Below are 18,489 nucleotides of genomic sequence, written 5' to 3' on the forward strand. Positions count from 1 at the left end.
GGCTCGGCGTCAGCCGACGGGCGGACCGACCAGCAGCGCGACGCCGGTGAGGGCGACGACCGCGACCAGGCCGGTCGCCGCGCCGCGCAGCGGGTTGCGCAGCAGCCAGGCCACCGGTCGCTCCGGGCCGCGGGTCGGCTCCTCCTCGAGCAGGCGCCAGGTCGGCGCCAACCCGCCGCGGGACTCGACGTGGCGTTCGAACCACAGCGTCAGGAACGGCGGCACCGCGGACGCGAGGCCGAGCGCCGTACGCCCGAGCGTCCAGCGGCGGTCGACGGCGACGAGCACCGTCGTGAGCAGGTAGGCGATGAACACCGTGCCGTGCAGCATGCCGAAGACCCGCACCCCGAGCTCGGTGGTGTGGGTGACGTACTTGAGGAACATGCCCACCAGCAGCCCGGCCCAGGTGACGGCCTCGGCGGTGGCGACGGTGCGGAACAGGCGGGTCGGACTCATGCGAAGACCTCCTCGATCAGCTCGGCAGTCAGTGAGGTGAAGAACCCGAGGCCGTCGGTGCCGGCGCCGGTCAGGGCCTCGACCGCGTGCTCGGGGTGCGGCATCAGGCCGACGACGTTGCCGCGGGCGTTGCTGATGCCGGCGATGTCGCGCAGGGAGCCGTTGGGGTTGCCGCCGAGGTAGCGGGCCACCACCTGGCCCTCCCCCTCCAGCCGGTCCAGCGTCGGCTCGTCGGCCACGAACCCGCCCTCGCCGTTCTTGAGGACGATCGTCACCTCGGCCCCCTCCGCGTAGGCGGCCGTCCAGGGCGTGCGGTTGTTCTCGATGCGCAGCCGCTGGTCGCGGCACACGAACTTGCGGTGGTCGTTGCGGATCAGCGCCCCCGGCAGCAGGTGCGACTCGCAGAGCACCTGGAAGCCGTTGCAGATGCCCAGGACCGGCATCCCGCGCCCGGCCGCGGCGACGACCTCGGTCATCACCGGGGAGAAGCGCGAGATCGCGCCGCACCGCAGGTAGTCGCCGTAGGAGAACCCGCCGGGAAGGACCAGCGCATCGACGCCGCGCAGGTCGTGGGCCCCGTGCCACAGCGCGAGTGCCTCGTGGCCGCCGATGCGCACCGCGCGCTGGGCGTCGACGTCGTCCAGCGAGCCCGGGAAGGTGACGACCCCGACCCTCATGCCGGCACGACCGTGTCGTCGACGTGGACGGTGAAGTACTCGATGACCGGGTTGGACAGCAGCGTCTCGGCCATCCGGTGCACGTCGGCCAGCACCGCCTCGGTGACCTCGCCGGCGACCTCGAGCTCGAAGCGCTTGCCCTGGCGTACGTCGCTCACGCCCGAGAAGCCGAGCCGGGGCAGCGCCCCGAGCACCGCCTTGCCCTGCGGGTCGAGGATCTCGGGCTTGGGCATGACGTCGACGACGACTCGGGGCACAGCGGACTCCTGCTTCAAGGCGGGTGTGGCGGTGCCTCCATTCTAGGAGGTCCCCCTCGAGACGCCCCGGTGCTCCCACCGTGGGTGGGACTCGGTGCTCGCGCCTCCCATCGCGGACGGGGCACACTGGGGACATGAGCCTGTCCTCCGGAGCCACCCCCGCGTCGCCGCTGAAGCTGACCTTCCCGCAGTCGCTCGCGATCTACGACGACTACCAGTCCGCACAGAAGGCCGTGGACTACCTGGCCGACCAGAAGTTTCCGGTGCAGCAGTGCATGATCGTCGGGACCGACCTCAAGCGCATCGAGCGGATCACCGGCCGCCTGACGACGGGCCGCGTCGCCCTGGGCGGGGCGCTCTCGGGGGTGTGGTTCGGGCTGTTCATCGGGCTGATCTTCGCGATCTTCACCGAGGAGGGCGCGCTGGTCACGATCATCTCCACGATGCTCTTCGGCGCGCTGTTCGGCCTGATCTTCGCCCTGGTGAGCTACGCGCTCACCCGCGGCCAGCGTGACTTCTCCTCGGTCACCCAGGTGGTGGCGACCCGCTACGAGGTGCTCGTCGAGCACAAGGTGGCCGCGCAGGCGCGCGAGCTGCTGGCGCAGCTGCCGGGCGCGACCCCCGACCCGTTCGCCTGACCCGTCAGGCCCGACCCGTCAGGCCAGCTCGCGCTTGAGGATCTTCCCGGTGGCGGTCATGGGCAGAGCGTCGACGAACTGGACCTGGCGCGGGTACTTGTAGCCGGCCATCTGGTCCTTGCACCACGCGATGAGCTCGTCCTCGGTGAGGGTGGAGCCGTCGTTGCGGATGACGACCGCCTTGATCTCCTCGCCGTGGCTCTCGTGGGGCACCCCGATGACGGCGGCCAGCGAGACGTCGGGGTGCGTCATCAGCACCTCCTCGACCTCGCGCGGGTACACGTTGTAGCCGCCGCGGATGATCAGGTCCTTGGAGCGGTCGACGATGTAGTACCACCCGTCGGCGTCGCGTCGGCCCAGGTCGCCGGAGCGGAACCAGCCGTCGTGGATGGCCTCGGCGGTGGCCTCGGGGCGGTTGTAGTAGCCCTTCATGACGTTGTGACCCTTGATCGCGATCTCGCCGATGGCGTGCTCGGGGTCCTCCCCGCCGTCGATCTCGTCCCAGCTCTCGGGCTTCAGCAGGGTCATCTCCACGCCCGGGATCGGCCGGCCGATCGAGCCGACCCGCACCGGCTCGCCGTACGGCGAGAAGCTGGCGACCGGTGAGGTCTCGGACAGCCCGTAGCCCTCGAGGATCGTCACGCCGAAGCGCTCCTCGAACTCCTTGTGCACCTCGACCGGCAGGGCCGAGCCGCCGCACGCGGCGACGCGCAGGTTGCGACGGATCTCCTCGACGTCGACCGAGCCGTCGAGCGCGCCGAGCAGGCCCCAGTACATCGTCGGCACGCCGGCGAAGAAGGTGACCTTCTCGGTGAGCATGGTCATCAACGCCGCTCCGGCCTCGAAGCGCGGCAGCATCACCACCGTGCCGCCGTAGGCGAAGGCGCCGTTCTGGATCACGGTCTGGCCGAAGGAGTGGAAGAGCGGCAGGACGCAGAGGTAGGTGTCGGGGCGCTGCGCGTCGGCGCCGAACAGCGCCTCGCCGGCGAGGGCGTTGTCGCGCATGTTGCGGTGGCGCAGCTCGGCGCCCTTGGGCTGCCCCGTCGTGCCGGAGGTGTAGAGGATCACCGCGGTGTCGTCCTCGTCGGTGGCCACGGTGTCGAAGGTCGTCGGCTGCCCGGCCAGCGCCTGGCCGAAGGTCTGCGCGCCCTCGATCGGGGAGTCGGCAGCGGGGTCGACGGTGACCAGGAAGAAGTGCTCGCAGCCATCGGCCCGGCCGAACCCGTCGAAGCCCTCCCGGCCGATCGGCAGCTCGGCGGTGCCCTCGAAGCAGAAGTACGCCTTCGCCTCCGCGTCGCCCAGGTGGTAGGCCACCTCGCGGCCCTTGAGCAGCACGTTGAGCGGCACGACCGTGGCGCCGGCCTTGAGGATCCCGAAGTAGATGATCGTGAAGTGCGGCAGGTTGGCGCAGCTCAGCGCGACCTTGTCCCCCGGCTGGATGCCCCGAGAGACCAGCAGGTTGGCGACCTGGTTGGCCGCGCCGTCGACCTGCGCGTAGGTCAGGCGGGTGTCGCCGAGGACGACCGCGTCGCGCTCGGGGAACCGCGCGGCACCGTCCTCCAGCAGGCTGGCCAGGTTGTACGTCGTGTCCGTCACCACGGTCCTCCTCGTCACCTCGTCCTGATGAGAGCCAACCTACTGACCCTCCCCGACCGGCCCGCGGGACAGTGCCCCCGGCCACCAGAAGCGCCGCCCGAGCAGGGACACGAGGGCCGGCACCAGCACGCTGCGCACGAGCAGCGTGTCGAGCAGGACGCCGAAGCCGACGATGACGCCGACCTGGGTGAGAACGATCAGCGGCAGCACGCCGAGCACCGTGAAGACCGCCGCGAGCAGGATGCCGGCGCTGGTGATGACCCCGCCGGTCACGGCGAGCGCGACCGAGATCGCCGTCTTGGTGTCGTGGCGCCTGGCCTCCTCCTTGGCCCGTGTCGTCAGGAAGATGTTGTAGTCGACGCCCAGCGCGACCAGGAACAGGAAGCTGAGCAGCGGCACGCTGTAGTCGAGCGCCGGGAAGTCGAACCAGTGCTGGAAGGCCCACCAGCTCGCCCCGAGGCTGGCCGCGAAGGTCGCGACCACGGTGAGCACCAGCAGCACCGCGGCCACGATCGAGCGCAGCAGGACCAGCAGCACGAGCAGCACGACGGCCAGGATCATCGGGATGATCAGCTTCTGGTCGCGGGTCGTGGCGGTCTCGGAGTCCAGCGACTCGGCGTCCGCCCCGCCCACCAGCACGTCCGGCTCGACGCCCTGCGCGGCCTCGCGGATCGACTCGACGGTCGCCAGCGCCGCCTCGGAGGCCGGCTCCGCGCCGAGTACGGCGGTCAGGACCGTCGTGCCGTCGGCCGAGCCGGCCGGCTCGACCCGGTCGACCCCCTCGACCTCGGCGACCGCGCGGCGCACGTCGTCGGCGGCCGCGGTCGGGGTGAGCAGCGACGTGGGCTGGGAGGCTCCGGCGGCGAAGTGCTCGGCCAGTACCTCCTGTCCGGTCACGGACTGCGGGGTGGCGCGGAACTGCTCGGTCTGCGACAGCCCGGCCGCGACGCCGGTGAGCGGGATCGCCAGGACCGCGAGGACCGCCACGCCGACGACGGAGACCAGCACCGGGCGGCCGGTGACGACCGCGGCCACCTTCGACCAGAAGCCGGTCGCGGTGGGGTCGGCCTGGCCGACCTTCGGCACGAACGGCCAGAACAGCCGCCGCCCGAACAGCGTCATCGCCGCCGGCAGCACGACGAGCGCGTAGACGACGGCCACGACGATCCCGATCGCGCCGCCGTAGCCGATGTTGCGGCTGCTCGGGCTGTCGGCGAAGCCCAGGCAGAGCAGCGCGAGCACCACCGTGCCCGAGCTGGCCAGGATGGCGGGCGCGGCCTGGCGCCAGGCGACCCGCATGGCGTCGTACCGGCTCTCCTCGCGGCGCAGCTCCTCGCGGTAGCGCGCGATCAGCAGCAGCGCGTAGTTGGTGCCGGCGCCGAACACGAGCACCGAGGTGATGCCGGTCGACTGCCCGTCGACGGTGAACGGGAAGATCCGGCTCGCGACGTCGACGGCGGTGGCGGCGACCTGGTCGGCGACGGCCACCACCGTCAGCGGCACCAGCCACAGCCAGGGGCTGCGGTAGGTCAGCAGCAGGAGCAGCGCCACGACGCCGGCGGTCGTGACCAGCAGCCGCACGTCGGCGCCGTCGAAGACCTTGGAGAGATCCACGGAGAACGCCGGGCCGCCGGTCGCCTGGGCCTCGAGCCCGGCGGGCAGGTCGGCCGCGGCCAGCTCCCGGATGTCGGCGACCGGCTCCTCGTAGGAGTCACCGGAGGGGTCGGTGGCCAGCGGCACCCCGACGAACGCGGCCGCGCCGTCCTCTGCGAAGACCGGGAACGCCTTCTGCCCCTCGGCGGCGAGGTCCTGGAGCTCGCGCACCTTCTCGCCGACGACCCGGCGGTCCTCCTCGGTCAGCTTCTCCCCGCCGCGGTCGAACACGGCGAAGACGGGGGTGAACTTCGAGGTGCCGAGCGACTCCTGCAGCTCGCTGGCCCGGGCCGACTCGGCGTCGGCCGGCAGGTTGGCCACGGAGTTGGAGCTCTCGTCCCCGGTGATCCCGGAGCCGAGGGCCACCGCGGAGAAGATGAGGGCCACCAGGACCACGATCCGGCTCGCCCAGCGCCCCACGAGGGGTCGCCAGCGGGTGGTCGTCGTCCGCGCTCCGTCTGCATCCACGCCCGAACCATAGGTCGGCGCGCGAGCGGCACCAACCCGAAACTTATGCAATATCCGTCGAAGACTTGCGCAGGATCCGGCCGGCGCGGCGCAGGTCCGCCCGTACGGCGTGCGGCGCCAGGCGGCCGAGGGCCCGAGCCCCGAGCGCGGCCGGTCCGCGGGCGGCCAGTCGCATCGTCGGCTCGACCACGCAGCCGCCCGGCGCGGGCGCGAACTCCAGCGTCAGCTCGGCCGACCAGGACCGCCAGGTGCCGCGCTCGGTCCAGCGGTGCGGGCGCTCCAGCACGACGGTCTCCATCCGGGGGCGCAGGCCCGGGGCCGTCACGTCCACCCAGCGCTGGCCCACCGCCACCGGGCCGCTCACCTCCTCGACCCGGGTCAGGCTGGACTGCCACTGCGCCCGGTGGACCGGGTCGACGAGGTAGTCGAACGCGACCTCGGCGGGGACCGGGAGGTGGACCGCCATCAGAACCGTTCGCCGGTCAGCAGCTCGTAGGCCTCGACGTAGCGGCTGCGGGTGCGCTCGACGACCTCGCGCGGCAGCGGCGGCGGCGCGACACCGGACGCCTTGTCCCAGCCGGACTCGGGCGACAGCGCCCAGTTGCGCACGATCTGCTTGTCGTAGGACGGCTGCGCGTGGCCGGGGCGCCACTCGGCGGCCGGCCAGAAGCGCGAGGAGTCGGGGGTCAGCACCTCGTCGGCGAGCACCAGGGTCCCCTCGGCGCCGGCGCCGAACTCCAGCTTGGTGTCGGCCAGGATGATCCCCCGCTCCCGGGCGACCGCCTCCGCACGGGCATAGACGTCCAGGGTGCGCTCGCGCAGGGCCGCCGCGGTGTCCGCGCCGACGACGCCGGCGACCTGCTCGTAGGAGACGTTCTCGTCGTGCTCGCCGAGCGCCGCCTTGGTCGCCGGGGTGAAGATTGGCTCGGGCAGCCTGCTGCCGTCCTCCAGTCCGGGCGGCAGGGCCAGGCCGCACACCTCGCCCGTGGCGCGGTAGTCCAGCAGGCCCGAGCCGGTGAGGTAGCCGCGCGCGACGCACTCGACCGGGTACATGTCGAGTCGCCGGCACACCACCGCGCGTCCCCGCACCGCCTCGGGCACGTCGGTCGACAGCACGTGGTGCGGCACCCCGAGCTCGGCGAACCACCACAGCGACAGCCGGGTGAGGATCTCGCCCTTGTCGGGGATCGTGGTGTCGAGGACGTAGTCGAAGATCGACAGCCGGTCGCTGGCCACCATGAGCAGCTCGCCGGCGTACGGCCCGGAGTCGAGCACGTACAGGTCGCGCACCTTGCCCGAGTGCAGCGGGGTGGCGCCGGGGATCGGCGGCGCTTCGGGGATGTTCAGATCGGCCACACCGTGAGCCTAGTCGGGGTCTTTGTCGCGTGACATAGTTGTTTAATGACCACCGTGGTCGGACCCGACTTCATCGTGATCGGCGCCCCCAAGGCCGGCACCACCGCGTTGCACGCCGCGCTGACCCAGCATCCCGAGGTGCGGATGTCGCGGCCCAAGGAGCCGAAGTACTGGCTCTGCGACGACGCACCCCCGCCGCGCTACCGCGGCCCCGGCGACGCGCACTCCGTGCAGGAGTGGCTGTGGCGGCGCGAGGACTACGAGCGCCTGTTCGCGCAGCCGACCGAGGGCGTCGTCCAGGGCGAGAGCACGCCGTTCTACCTGTGGCACCGCGGCGCGCACCGCCGGATCGCGGAGAACCTGCCCGACGTGAGGCTCATCGCCGTCGTGCGCGACCCGATCGACCGCGCCTACAGCAACTGGATGCACCTGTGGTCCGACGGCCTCGAGCCGGTGGCCGACTTCGAGCGGGCGTTCGCCCTGCAGGACCGCCGGGCGGCCGACGGCTGGGCGCCGTTCTGGCGCTACCGCGACCTGGGCCGGTACGGCGCCCAGCTCGCGCACCTGCACCGCTACGTCGACCCCGAGCGGGTGCTCGTGCTGCGCTACCGCACCATCGTCGACGAGCCCGCCGCGGCGGTCGACCGGGCGTGCCGGTTCCTGGGCATCACTCCCGGGCTGGTCGACTCGATCCCCCGCGACAACTCCCACCCGTTCGTCCAGCCCGGCTGGCGCCCCCGCATCCTCGGCCCGGTCGTGCGGGCCGGCGCCACGCTCGGCCAGTTCGCGCCGCCGCGGGTGTGGCGCCGGGCGAGCGCGCCGATCATCGCCCAGCTGACCGGGTCCGCCGCGCCCCACCGGCCGCTCCTGGCGCCGCAGGCGCGCGAGCGGCTCATCCCCCACTTCGCCGAGGACATCGCCCAGCTCCGCGAGGTCACCGGCGAGAGCTTCGACGACTGGCTGTCCACCGCCAGCCGCGGCTCCTTCAGTCAGCGGACGCAGGTCACCAGGTCGTGAGCCCCGTCGGGTCGCGCCGACTCGACGTAGAAGCGGGTCCGGCCGTCCGGCAGCGCCACGGCGGCGGCGTAGCGGAAGGCGCCGTCGGAGTGCGGCGAGGCGATCGGCGGGCGGTCGTCGGGGACCAGGCGGGTGCCGTCCCACCGAGCCACCCCGGTGGTCTCGTGCCAGTTGGAGGCGGCGTCGGCCCGGCCGTCGTACAGCACGGTCAGGGGGCTGCCCGGCAGGACCGCTGCGACCCGGGCGCCACGCGCGTCCCACTCCCCCGGGCGGCCGGCGAGGACCTCGCCGCGGTCGGTCCAGGTCAGCCCGTCGGGGCTGGTGAGCCGCCGGGTGGTCATCCGGTCCTCCTGGCCGGGGTCGTCCAGGGGGTGGCAGCACAGCCACATCTCCCAGCCGCCGTCGACCGCGGTGACGACCGGGTCCTTGACTCCCGTGTGCGCGTCGCCGGCCAGCACGACCTGGCGGCGCCCGGACGGCAGGTCCTCGACGCTCGGCGCCGTCAGGCTGTCGACCCACCAGTGCTTGGACCCCGGCGTCGCGCACGACAGGTACAGCCGCCAGCCCAGTCCGGGCACCGGCACCAGCACCGGGCGCTCGAACGACTCCGCACCGAAGGCGTCGCGGTGCACCTGCGTCACGGGCTCGAAGTGCACGCCGTCCTCGGAGCGGGCCACGACGACGGTGACGCCACGGCCGTCGGTGAGCGGGCGGCGCACCCGCCAGGTCAGCCAGAAGACGCCGTCGACCAGGACCGCGCTCGCGGCGCCGGCCCAGTTGCCGGGTCCGGCGTCGGGCGCGGGGACCACGACCTCGACGTCGTCGTACGACGGCAGGGGCACGAGGATGTCGGTGGTCATGCGTCCAGCATAGTCGAGCGAGTCGATCGACTATCGAGGTCGGGGTCGCCGCGTGCCTCCCGGGGTGTGTCCGAGGGCTCCTCGGCCGGGTGGCAGAGTGGTGGCATGCCGGAGTCAGCCGAAGAGGTCTACGCCCGAGTCGTCGCCGCCGCCGGAGCCGACGGCCGCCTGCCGCTGCCCGCCTCGACCGGCTGGGACATCTTCCCGTGGGAGGTCGTGGACGGCGCCCTGGCACCGAAGGTGCTGGCCCCGCCGGCCGACGAGCCCGCCCGCTACGGCGAAAGCCCCGACAAGCCGTGCGGCTCCTGCGCGCTCGACCCGGCCACGGTCGTCTGGGAGGACGAGCACTGGCTGCTGACCCATCCCGGAGCGCCGACCGGCCTGCCGCTGGTGCTCATGCTGCACACGCGCGAGCACCTCGACGCCGGCGGCATGGACGACGACCAGGCCTCCGAGCTCGGCCGGATCACCAACCGGCTCATCCGGATCATCGAGAACCTTCCCGAGATCGGGCGCGTGCACGTGAACCGCTGGGGCGACGGCGGATCCCACTTCCACCTGTGGTTCTTCGCCCGCACCGCCCGGATGACCGGCGTGAGCGGCTCGACCGTACTGGAGTGGGACGACATCATCCCCGCCGGGCCCGAGCACGTCTGGCGGGCCGACCTGCACACCGTCGCGACGAAGCTGGCCAACTGGGGTGGCGACGCCCGCGCCTGAGCCGGCGCCTGCCGTCGAGCAGGAGTACGTCGCCGACCCGCGACGCTGGCGCATCCTCGGGGTCACCCTCGTCGTCGGCTTCATGTCGCTGCTCGACGTGTCGATCGTCAACGTCGCGATCCCCTCCATGCAGGAGGGGCTGGACACCTCGCCCGGCACCATCCAGTGGGTCGTGTCCGGCTACGCGCTGGCCTTCGGGCTGACCCTCGTGGCGGGCGGACGCCTCGGCGACGCGTTCGGCCGGCGCCGGATGATGCTCGTCGGCCTGGCCGGCTTCATCGTCTCCAGCGCGGCCGTCGGCCTCGCCGCCGACGCCACGCTCGTGGTGCTGGCCCGCCTGGCACAGGGCGCGACCGCCGGTCTGCTCACGCCCCAGAACTCCGGGATCATCCAGCTGCTCTTCCGCGGCCGGGAGCGGGCCCGCGCGTTCGGGATGTTCGGCTTCACCGTCTCCAGCGCCACGGCGGTGGGCCCCGTGCTCGGCGGCCTGATCATCGCCGCCGTCGGCGAGGAGGACGGCTGGCGCTGGCTCTTCCTCATCAACGTCCCGATCGGCCTGGTCGCGATCGCCGCCGTCGCACTGCTCGTGCCGAAGCGGCCGCCGGGCGCGCGCCGCGACCCCGCCAACCGGATCGACGTACCCGGCGCGCTGCTGCTCGGGCTCACCGTGCTGTGCCTGCTCTACCCGGTGGTCCGGCTCGAGGGCGGCGAGCAGCTGCCGCTGCTGCTGCTTCTCGGGGTCCCGTTGTTCGCCTGGGTCTTCGTCACCTGGGAGCGGCGGCTCGCCCGGCGCGGTCAGGCCCCTCTTCTCGACCTGGCCCTGCTCAAGGAGCTGCCCGGCTACGTCAACGGCCTGGCCGTCGGCGCCCTCTACTTCACCGGCTTCACCGGCGTGCTGCTCGTGGTCTCGGTGCACCTCCAGGGCGACCTCGGCTACACCCCGCTCGACACCGGGCTGCTGCTGCTGCCGTTCGCGGTGGGATCGGCGATCGCCGCGCCGTTGGCCGGGCGGGTGGTCTCCGACCTCGGGCGCCGCCTCACCGTCCTCGCGCTGGGCGTGATGATGACCGGCGTCCTCGCCTTCACGGTGCTCGCGCCGTACGCCGACCCGCTGTGGCCGGTGGCCGTGCCGGCGCTGCTGGTCGCCGGCGTCGGCGGCGGCGCGGTCATCTCCCCCAACATCACGCTGACGCTGAACGACGTGCCCCCGCGCATGGGCGGGGCCGCCGGCGGCGCGCTGCAGACCGGCCAGCGCATCGGCTCCGCGATCGGCGCCGCGCTGCTGATGACGGTCTACGAGCTGACCCGGGAGCAGGCGTCGAGCGAGCGGGCCCTCCAGGCGGCCCTGGCCACCGCCCTGGTCGTGCTCAGCGTCGCGCTGGCGATGTCGGTGCAGGCGCTGCGTCAGGAGCGGCGCTCCCGGGGTGCAGCCACCACGCCATCCGACGGGTGATCCACGGCATGGCGACGTAGGTCATCATCGGTGTCACCACTGTCGCTGCCCTCAGGCGGGTCAGACGCCGGGGACGATGCGCAGGTCGCGGACGGCGCCGCCGTCGAGCGCGGCGAGGGCCTCCTGGTAGGCCGGGCTGTCGTGGGCCGCGACGGCCGCCTCGACGGAGGCGAACTCGAGGAGGACCGAGCGGGTCGCCTCGCCGGCCTCGTAGGTCTGCTCGGGCAGGCCACGGGCGAGGAAGGTGCCGCCGGCGGCCTCCAGGGCCGGGCCGGCGAGCGTGGCGTAGGCGGCGAGCTTCGCCTCGTCGGTGGTCTCGCGGTACAGGCTGATCCAGTAGGCGGTCATGGCTACAGGATCGCCCCCGGGGAGTACGCCGCGCCGGCCGGGTAGCGCTCGGCGAGCTCGGCCACCCGGCGTACGACGGACTGCGTCTGCGCCACGGCGGCGCCGGTGAAGGTGATCGGGTCGGCCACCAGGGAGGACAGCTGCTCGGCGGTGAGGCCCAGGCGCTCGTCGGCGGCGAGCCGGGCGAAGACGTCGTTGTCGGCCTGGCCTCGCCGCATGTCGAGCGCGACGCCGACCGCGGCCTCCTTGATCGCCTCGTGCGCGGTCTCGCGCCCGACCCCGTTGCGCACGGCGGCCATGAGCACCTTCGTGGTCGCCAGGAACGGCAGGTAGCGGTCGAGCTCGCGCTGGATCACCGCGGGGAACGCGCCGAACTCGTCGAGGACGGTGAGGAACGTCTGGAAGAGCCCGTCGGCGGCGAAGAACGCGTCCGGCAGCGCCACCCGGCGTACGACGGAGCAGGAGACGTCGCCCTCGTTCCACTGGTCGCCGGCCAGCTCGCCGACCATCGACAGGTAGCCGCGGGTGACGACGGCCAGGCCGTTGACGCGCTCGCACGAGCGGGTGTTCATCTTGTGGGGCATCGCCGAGGAGCCGACCTGGCCCTCCTTGAAGCCCTCGGTGACGAGCTCGTTGCCCGCCATGAGCCGGATGGTCGTGGCCAGGTTGGACGGCCCGGCGACCAGCTGCACGACGGCCGAGAGCACGTCGAAGTCCAGCGAGCGCGGGTAGACCTGGCCGACCGAGGTGAGCACCCGCTCGAAGCCGAGGAGGCGCGCGACGCCCTCCTCGAGCGCCGCCAGCCTGGTCTCGTCGCCGTCGAGCAGGTCGAGCATGTCCTGGGCGGTGCCCATCGGGCCCTTGATCCCGCGCAGCGGGTAGCGGCGCAGCAGGTCCTCGACCCGCTCGACGCCGATCAGCATCTCGTCGGCGATGGTCGCGAACCGCTTGCCGAGCGTGGTGGCCTGCGCGGCGACGTTGTGCGAGCGGCCGGCCATGACCGTCGTCTCGTGCTCGGCGGCCAGCCGGGCCAGGCGCACCAGCGCGGCCACCGCGCGGTCGCGCAGCAGCTCCAGCGACTGCTTGAGCTGCAGCTGCTCGACGTTCTCGGTGAGGTCGCGCGAGGTCATGCCCTTGTGGATGTGCTCGTGGCCGGCGAGTGCCGAGAACTCCTCGATCCGCGCCTTCACGTCGTGGCGGGTGACCCGCTCGCGGGCGGCGATCGACTCCAGGTCGACCTTGTCGACGACGTCCTCGTAGGCCTCGATGACCCCGTCCGGCACCTCGATCCCGAGGTCGCGCTGGGCGCGCAGGACCGCGATCCAGAGCCGGCGCTCGAGCACGATCTTGTGCTCCGGCGACCAGATCGCCGCGAGGTCGGCGCCGGCGTAGCGGGTGGCCAGGACGTTAGGGACGCTCATGTGATTCCTGCCGCGATGTCGGTGCGGTGCTGGGCACCTGGGAACTGTACGTGCGCGACCCCGGCGTACGCCGCGTCGCGTGCGGCCTCGACCGAGGCGCCGGTGCCGACCACGGCGAGCACCCGCCCGCCCGCGGTCACCAGGTCGTCGCCGCGCTGGGCGGTGCCGGCCTGGATGACGTGGACGCCGTCGAGCGCCTCGGCGGCGTCGAGGCCGGTGATCACGTCACCGACCGACGAGGACTCCGGGTAGCCGGCGCTCGCCATCACCACGGCGACCGCGGCGCCGGGCCGCCACCGCGGGAAGGCCACCTCGGCCAGCGTGCCCGTGGCCGCGCCGAGCAGCAGCGGCGAGAGCGGGGAGGCCAGCAGCGCCAGCAGCGGCTGGGTCTCCGGGTCGCCGAAGCGGGCGTTGAACTCCACGACCCGCAGGCCGCGCGAGGTGAGCGCGAGTCCGGCGTACAGGAGCCCGGCGAACGGCGTGCCGCGGCGGCGCATCTCGTCGACGGTCGGCTGCAGGACCGTCGCCAGCGTCTCGGCGACCAGGTCGGCCGGAGCCCACGGCAGCGGGGTGTAGGCGCCCATGCCCCCGGTGTTGGGGCCGGTCTCGCCGTCGCCGATGCGCTTGAAGTCCTGCGCCGGCTGCAGGGGGTAGACCGTCGTGCCGTCGGTGATCGCGAAGAGGGAGACCTCGGGGCCGTCGAGGTACTCCTCGATCACCACCCGCCCGCAGGTCCGCGCGTGCGCGAGGGCCTCGGCGTGGTCCTCGGTCACGACGACGCCCTTGCCGGCCGCCAGCCCGTCGTCCTTGACGACGTACGGAGGTCCGAGCTCGACCAGCGCCCGCTCGACCTCCTCGTCGTCCTCGCACACCAGGGCGCGGGCGGTGGGGACGCGGGCCGCCTCCATGACCTCCTTGGCGAACGCCTTGGAGCCCTCGAGATGGGCGGCCGCGGCCGACGGCCCGAAGACCGGGATCCCCCGCGCGGCGACGGCGTCCGCGACCCCGGCGACCAGGGGGGCCTCGGGGCCGACCACCACCAGGCCGGCGCCGACGCGCTCGGCCAGGTCGGCGACCTGGGCGCCGTCCATGGGATCGACGTCGTGCAGCGTGGCCAGCGCCGCCATGCCGGGGTTGCCCGGCGCCGCGTGCACCTCGTCGACGCCGGGGTCCTGGGCGAGCGAGCGGACCAGCGCGTGCTCGCGCCCGCCGGTGCCGATCACGAGAGTCTTCACGGGCACCCAGCCTAGTGCGCGCCGGGTGCCGCGCCGCACCGTCCCACCGGGCATGATTGCGACTCGTCTCTCCCGGGAAAGAAGCAGCCATGCCCCAGTTCCCCCGCGTCGGCGACCTCTTCGGTCGCTACCGCATCGACGCCCAGATCGGACAGGGCGGCATGGGCGTCGTGTTCGCGGCGACGGACACCGCCTTCGACCGGCGGGTCGCGCTCAAGGTGGTCTCGGCCGCGCTCGGCGGCTCCGCGGAGTTCCTGGCCCGCTTCGAGCGGGAGGCCTCGCTGCTGGCGCGGCTCAACTCGCCCCACGTCATCGCGATCTTCGACTACGGCGAGCAGGACGGCTGCCCCTATCTCGCCACCCAGTACGTCGGCGGCGGCGACCTCGGGGCGCTGCTCGCGGCCCGCGGCCCGATGCCGCCTCGGCTCGCGGCCCAGGTGTGCGCCCAGGTGGCCGACGCCCTCTCCGACGCCCACCACGCCGGCGTGGTGCACCGCGACGTCAAGCCCACCAACGTGCTGCTGCGCGACGCCGACACTGCCGAGCTGCACGCCTACCTCTGCGACTTCGGGATCGCCCGCACCGACAGCGAGGGGCTCACCGCGCCCGGCTCGGTATCCGGCACGTGGAGCTACCTGGCACCCGAGTGCGGTGCCGGCGCCCCGGGCACGGTCTCCTCCGACCTCTACGCGCTGGGCTGCCTGTACTGGGCGACGCTGACCGGCCAGCCGCCGTTTCGCGGGAGCGACGTCGAGATCGCCATCGCCCACCAGAACGCCCCGATCCCCCAGCTGGCGGGCGACGACCCCTTCGTCCGCCACGCCAACGCGATCCTCGCCAACACGCTGGCGAAGGACCCCCGCGCCCGCTACGACACCGCCGACGCGCTGCGCACGGACCTGCTCTCCGCGGCGTCGATCCCGACCAGCGGCGTCCGGCCGCTGCCCGCCGGCCCGACGGTGCCGCCGGGCGGTGCCGCGCCGACCGCCTTCCCGTCGGGCGGACGCGTGTCGCTGGGCTCGCTGCCCCGTGCCGCGGCGACGACCGCGGGCGCGCCGCGCCGACGGCGTACGGCGCTCACGGTGCTGCTCTCCTCACTCGCGGTCCTCGCCGTCGCGGGTGGCGTGGTGGCCGTGACCATGCCCGGCGACGGCGACCAGGACCCCACCGGGGGCTCGACCTCCTCCTCGGAGCCCACCGCGAGCGAGCCCGCCCCCAGCGAGCCGCCGGCTCCCGAGGTGGTGGGTCCGGTCACCGGTGACATGGACGGCGACGGCTACGCCGATCTGGTCGCCAGCTTCTACGTCGAGGAGACGAAGAAGAAGCCGAGCCACGACCGCGTCGGCACGTGGCACTCCGACGGGAGCACGCTGGTGCCGGCCGGGGACAAGCAGGAGCCGCGCCTGAAGGACCGCACCGCCCTGGAGCAGGTCCTCGGTGACTTCGATGGCGACGACGAGCTCGAGCTGGTCCAGGTGAGGTTCCCGACCCGCGGCGCGCTCACGGTCACCGCCGAGCTCTCCGGGGGGACGTCCGTGAACCAGCCGATGAGCCGGCCGGACCAGGCCCGGGCGCTGACCGCCCACGCCGGCGACGCAGACGGCGACGGGGCCGACGACCTGCTGCTGGTGAACTGGGGCCAGGACATGAAGCGGATGGAGGTGTGGGTGGCCACCTCCGACGGCTCCAGCTTCGGCGAGCCGGCCCTGGGCGGCACGGTGCCGTTCGGCTACGAGCAGGGATCCCTGGAGACCGGGGACTTCGACGGTGACGGGATCGTCGACGTGGGCGTGCTGATGACGCCGTCGTACTCAGCGACGCGCTCGACGCTGCACACCTACCTGGGCCGGCCGGACGGCACCTTCGTCGAGCGGGGGAGGCCGCTGACCTTCGAGAGCGCCATCGGTCACTACTTCCTCTCCGCGGACGTCGACGGCGACGAGGACGCCGAGCTGGTGGTCGGGCTCAACCGCACCGAGTTCGTGGAGCTCCTCGTCGCCGACCACGGGCCGGGCGGCCCGCAGCGACCGCGTCCGTGGGGGCTGATCCAGCTCCCCAGCGCCGACTTCTTCTCCTCCGACCTGACCGTCGGCGACTACGACGGCGACGGTCGCGACGACGTGGCCAGCATCGGGCCGACGAAGACCAAGGGGCGCGCGTCGCTGCAGGTGGCGCTCTCGAAGGGCAAGCGCTTCGCGACCACGACCGAATGGGGCACCTGGGCGATCGAGCTCGGCGAGTCCTACAGCGTCGAGCTGCTCGGGAGCACCTTCCCGTGACCACGCCGTCCGGATCCCCGCCTCCTGGCGGCGGCCGCCCGCCGCGCGTCGGCGAGGTGATCGGCCACTACCGCGTCGACAGCGTGCTCGGCGTGGGTGGCATGGGCATGGTCTTCTCCGCCACCGACCTGCGACTCAACCGCCAGGTCGCACTCAAGGTGATGCTCGGCCACGTCGGCACCTCGCCGGAGTTCCGGCAGCGGTTCCAGCGCGAGGCGTCGGTCCTGGCCAAGCTGGACTCGCCTCACGTGGTCGCCATCTACGACCACGGCGAGCAGGACGGCTGGCCGTTCATCGTCACCCAGTACGCCGCCGGCGGCGATCTCGGGCGGCTCATCCGGGCGCGGGGTCCGCTCCCGCCGCCCCTCGCCTTCCGGGCCTGCGCCCAGGTGGCCGACGCGCTCTCCGCCGCGCACGCCGTCGGAGTCATCCACCGGGACGTGAAGCCCGCCAACGTGCTGCTGCGCGACGAGCGCACCGACCGACTCCACGTCTATCTCTGCGACTTCGGGGTGGCGCACACCGAGGGTGCCGGGCTCACCACGCCCGGCGCCGTCGCCGGCACCTGGAACTACCTCGCACCGGAGCGGGCGGCCGGTCAGCCGGGCGGCCCGGCCAGCGACGTGTACGCCGTCGGGTGCCTGCTCTACGAGTGCCTCACCGGCCGACCGCCGTACACGGGGGCCGACGTGGCCGTCGCGATGGCGCACCTGCAGCAGCCGGTGCCGCAGCTGCCCGGCAGCGACGAGCTCACCGTGCGGATCAACCAGGTGCTCGCGGGCGCGCTGGCCAAGGATCCCGCCGAGCGCTACCCCACCGCGCGTGCCCTGCGCGACGCCCTGCGCGAGCTGGGCGGCGGCCTCACGCCCTCGACGCCGACCTCCCCGCCGCTCGTGCTGGGCCGGCGACGGCGGCGGCGCCGGGCGGCGCTCGCCAGCGGCGTGGCCGCCGTGCTGGTCCTGGGCGGTGTGGCCGCGGGGGTCCTGCTCACCTCCGGCGCGGACGACCCGGGACGGGACCCGGAGCCGACCACCGGCACCGGCGACCCGGCGCCGACCGGCACGCCGGTTCCCGACCCGCCGGAGCAGGCGGTGACCGGCGACCTCGACCACGACGGGCTCGGCGACCTCGCGGCCCAGTCCCACGAGGGCGCCTGGCTGCTGCGCTCCGACGGCACCGGGCTCGGCGCGCCGAAGGCGATGGGCGACGTGACCTACCCGGCGCTGAGCGGCGACGTGGACGGCGATGGCCGCCTCGATGTCGTCACGACCAACGGGGAGCCACCTGCGACCAGCGTGACCGTGCGGCTCGCGTCCGGTGCGAGCCCGGCGTCACTGGTGCGGAGCCCCGCGTTCGGCGACCTCTACGCCGACACCGTGCGGTTCCTCGCCGACGTCGACGGCGACCGACGCGCCGACCTGGGCCTGGTGCGGGTCGGCGTGGGGCGCCTGGTCGTCACCGTGGCCAAGGCGCGCGCCGACGGCACCTTCGGCCGCGCCCGAGGATGGCTGGACAGACCGGCGACCACCTCGTTGGGGTCGGCCGACAACGAGTTCGCCGTCGGCGACGTGGACGGCGACAAGATGGCCGACCTGATCCACATCGAGGCGCTCGACGACCAGCCCGTGCGGCTCCACGTGCTGAGGTCCACCGGCTCCGAGCTCGCCCCCGAGGAGCCGACGCGTATCCCCCAGGAGAACGCGTACCTGACCTGGCAGGCCGGTGACTTCGACGGCGACGGGGCGACCGAGATGGTGAGCCTCGACTACGGGCCGGAGGCCGTCGTGTGGAAGTGGGAGAGCGGCCGGTTCACCCCCGAGACCTGGCTCGCGCGGGGGGAGCCCACCTCCTCCGTCTACCGCGCCGGCGTCAGCGACATCGACGGCGACGGGGACGACGACGTGGTGGTCGCGCAGTACGAACGCGGACTGGAGGTCCTCGAGTCCACCGGCAGCGGGTTCCGAGTCCTGCCCGGCTCGCAGCGCAGGGTGTCCGAGGAGAAGCTGAGTATCGGCCCGATCGGCCCGTTCGAGCCCTAGCGAGCCGGCAGCCGGC

17 protein-coding genes are annotated in these 18,489 nt (G+C 73.3%); 6 read left to right on the top strand and 11 right to left on the bottom strand.

The window, feature by feature from the left end; translation table 11 throughout:
- Nucleotides 1–9: 9 nt before the first annotated feature.
- The 3 genes from LQ940_RS19610 to purS are packed head-to-tail and all read right to left on the bottom strand — an operon-like array spanning nucleotide 10 to nucleotide 1,390.
- Nucleotides 10–456 (bottom strand): DUF3817 domain-containing protein, encoded by a 447-nt coding sequence (locus LQ940_RS19610; RefSeq protein WP_231241670.1) that lies wholly within the window; start codon nucleotides 454–456, stop codon nucleotides 10–12.
- The gene (purQ, locus tag LQ940_RS19615; protein ID WP_231241671.1) at nucleotides 453–1,133 is read right to left on the bottom strand and encodes a phosphoribosylformylglycinamidine synthase subunit PurQ; all 681 of its coding nucleotides are present in this window, start codon (nucleotides 1,131–1,133) and stop codon (nucleotides 453–455) included. Before purQ ends, LQ940_RS19610 begins: the two co-directional genes overlap by 4 nt.
- The gene (gene purS / locus LQ940_RS19620) at nucleotides 1,130–1,390 is read right to left on the bottom strand and encodes a phosphoribosylformylglycinamidine synthase subunit PurS (protein WP_231241672.1); all 261 of its coding nucleotides are present in this window, start codon (nucleotides 1,388–1,390) and stop codon (nucleotides 1,130–1,132) included. Before purS ends, purQ begins: the two co-directional genes overlap by 4 nt.
- A gap of 134 nt (nucleotides 1,391–1,524) precedes the next feature.
- Here purS and LQ940_RS19625 point away from each other — a divergent pair, with 134 nt between their 5' ends.
- Nucleotides 1,525–2,028: a general stress protein gene (locus tag LQ940_RS19625; RefSeq protein ID WP_231241673.1), complete on the top strand. Its 504-nt coding sequence runs from the start codon at nucleotides 1,525–1,527 to the stop codon at nucleotides 2,026–2,028.
- 18 nt (nucleotides 2,029–2,046) lie between these two features.
- Here LQ940_RS19625 and LQ940_RS19630 read toward each other — a convergent pair whose 3' ends face one another.
- Genes LQ940_RS19630 through LQ940_RS19645 form a run of 4 tightly spaced genes read right to left on the bottom strand, consistent with a single transcriptional unit; the run spans nucleotide 2,047 to nucleotide 7,101 of the window.
- The gene (locus LQ940_RS19630) at nucleotides 2,047–3,624 is read right to left on the bottom strand and encodes a long-chain-fatty-acid--CoA ligase (RefSeq protein WP_231241674.1); all 1,578 of its coding nucleotides are present in this window, start codon (nucleotides 3,622–3,624) and stop codon (nucleotides 2,047–2,049) included.
- A 39-nt stretch (nucleotides 3,625–3,663) separates the two neighbouring features.
- Nucleotides 3,664–5,745 (bottom strand): MMPL family transporter, encoded by a 2,082-nt coding sequence (locus LQ940_RS19635; protein WP_231241675.1) that lies wholly within the window; start codon nucleotides 5,743–5,745, stop codon nucleotides 3,664–3,666.
- 43 nt (nucleotides 5,746–5,788) lie between these two features.
- Complete coding sequence (locus LQ940_RS19640; RefSeq protein ID WP_231241676.1) at nucleotides 5,789–6,211, bottom strand: SRPBCC family protein; 423 nt, start codon at nucleotides 6,209–6,211, stop codon at nucleotides 5,789–5,791.
- A complete protein-coding gene (locus LQ940_RS19645) occupies nucleotides 6,211–7,101 on the bottom strand; it encodes a phosphoribosylaminoimidazolesuccinocarboxamide synthase (protein WP_231241677.1) in 891 nt (296 codons plus the stop codon). The genes LQ940_RS19640 and LQ940_RS19645 overlap by 1 nt, the downstream gene beginning before the upstream one ends.
- A 45-nt stretch (nucleotides 7,102–7,146) precedes the next feature.
- Here LQ940_RS19645 and LQ940_RS19650 point away from each other — a divergent pair, with 45 nt between their 5' ends.
- Nucleotides 7,147–8,118, top strand: coding sequence for a sulfotransferase family protein (locus LQ940_RS19650; protein ID WP_231241678.1), 972 nt, complete (start codon nucleotides 7,147–7,149; stop codon nucleotides 8,116–8,118).
- On the opposite strand, the gene LQ940_RS19655 is transcribed toward LQ940_RS19650, so the two are convergent.
- On the bottom strand, nucleotides 8,091–8,978 hold the full coding sequence (locus tag LQ940_RS19655) for a hypothetical protein (RefSeq protein ID WP_231241679.1): 888 nt from the start codon (nucleotides 8,976–8,978) through the stop codon (nucleotides 8,091–8,093). The genes LQ940_RS19650 and LQ940_RS19655 overlap by 28 nt on opposite strands.
- Before the next feature lie 105 nt (nucleotides 8,979–9,083).
- On the opposite strand from LQ940_RS19655, the gene LQ940_RS19660 reads away from it, so the two are divergent.
- Both LQ940_RS19660 and LQ940_RS19665 read left to right on the top strand, forming a co-directional pair.
- The gene (locus LQ940_RS19660) at nucleotides 9,084–9,698 is read left to right on the top strand and encodes a hypothetical protein (RefSeq protein ID WP_231241680.1); all 615 of its coding nucleotides are present in this window, start codon (nucleotides 9,084–9,086) and stop codon (nucleotides 9,696–9,698) included.
- Nucleotides 9,679–11,151: an MFS transporter gene (locus LQ940_RS19665; protein ID WP_231241681.1), complete on the top strand. Its 1,473-nt coding sequence runs from the start codon at nucleotides 9,679–9,681 to the stop codon at nucleotides 11,149–11,151. Before LQ940_RS19660 ends, LQ940_RS19665 begins: the two co-directional genes overlap by 20 nt.
- A gap of 60 nt (nucleotides 11,152–11,211) precedes the next feature.
- Here LQ940_RS19665 and LQ940_RS19670 read toward each other — a convergent pair whose 3' ends face one another.
- From LQ940_RS19670 to purD, 3 genes are read right to left on the bottom strand one after another with little or no spacing between them, the layout of a single operon-like run.
- Nucleotides 11,212–11,499: a DUF1330 domain-containing protein gene (locus LQ940_RS19670; protein WP_231241682.1), complete on the bottom strand. Its 288-nt coding sequence runs from the start codon at nucleotides 11,497–11,499 to the stop codon at nucleotides 11,212–11,214.
- Between the two features lie 2 nt (nucleotides 11,500–11,501).
- Nucleotides 11,502–12,920, bottom strand: a complete 1,419-nt coding sequence (purB, locus tag LQ940_RS19675) for an adenylosuccinate lyase (protein ID WP_231241683.1) — start codon at nucleotides 12,918–12,920, stop codon at nucleotides 11,502–11,504.
- Nucleotides 12,917–14,155, bottom strand: coding sequence for a phosphoribosylamine--glycine ligase (gene purD / locus LQ940_RS19680; RefSeq protein WP_231241684.1), 1,239 nt, complete (start codon nucleotides 14,153–14,155; stop codon nucleotides 12,917–12,919). The genes purB and purD overlap by 4 nt, the downstream gene beginning before the upstream one ends.
- An 89-nt stretch (nucleotides 14,156–14,244) precedes the next feature.
- Here purD and LQ940_RS19685 point away from each other — a divergent pair, with 89 nt between their 5' ends.
- Nucleotides 14,245–16,434 carry a protein kinase domain-containing protein gene (locus tag LQ940_RS19685; protein ID WP_231241685.1) on the top strand — a complete coding sequence of 730 codons (2,190 nt, stop codon included), beginning with the start codon at nucleotides 14,245–14,247 and terminating at the stop codon, nucleotides 16,432–16,434.
- Nucleotides 16,431–18,473 (top strand): serine/threonine-protein kinase, encoded by a 2,043-nt coding sequence (locus LQ940_RS19690; RefSeq protein WP_231241686.1) that lies wholly within the window; start codon nucleotides 16,431–16,433, stop codon nucleotides 18,471–18,473. Before LQ940_RS19685 ends, LQ940_RS19690 begins: the two co-directional genes overlap by 4 nt.
- Nucleotides 18,474–18,489: the final 16 nt, after the last annotated feature.

This window comes from Nocardioides sp. cx-173 (assembly GCF_021117365.1).
Taxonomy (GTDB): Bacteria; Actinomycetota; Actinomycetes; order Propionibacteriales; family Nocardioidaceae; genus Nocardioides.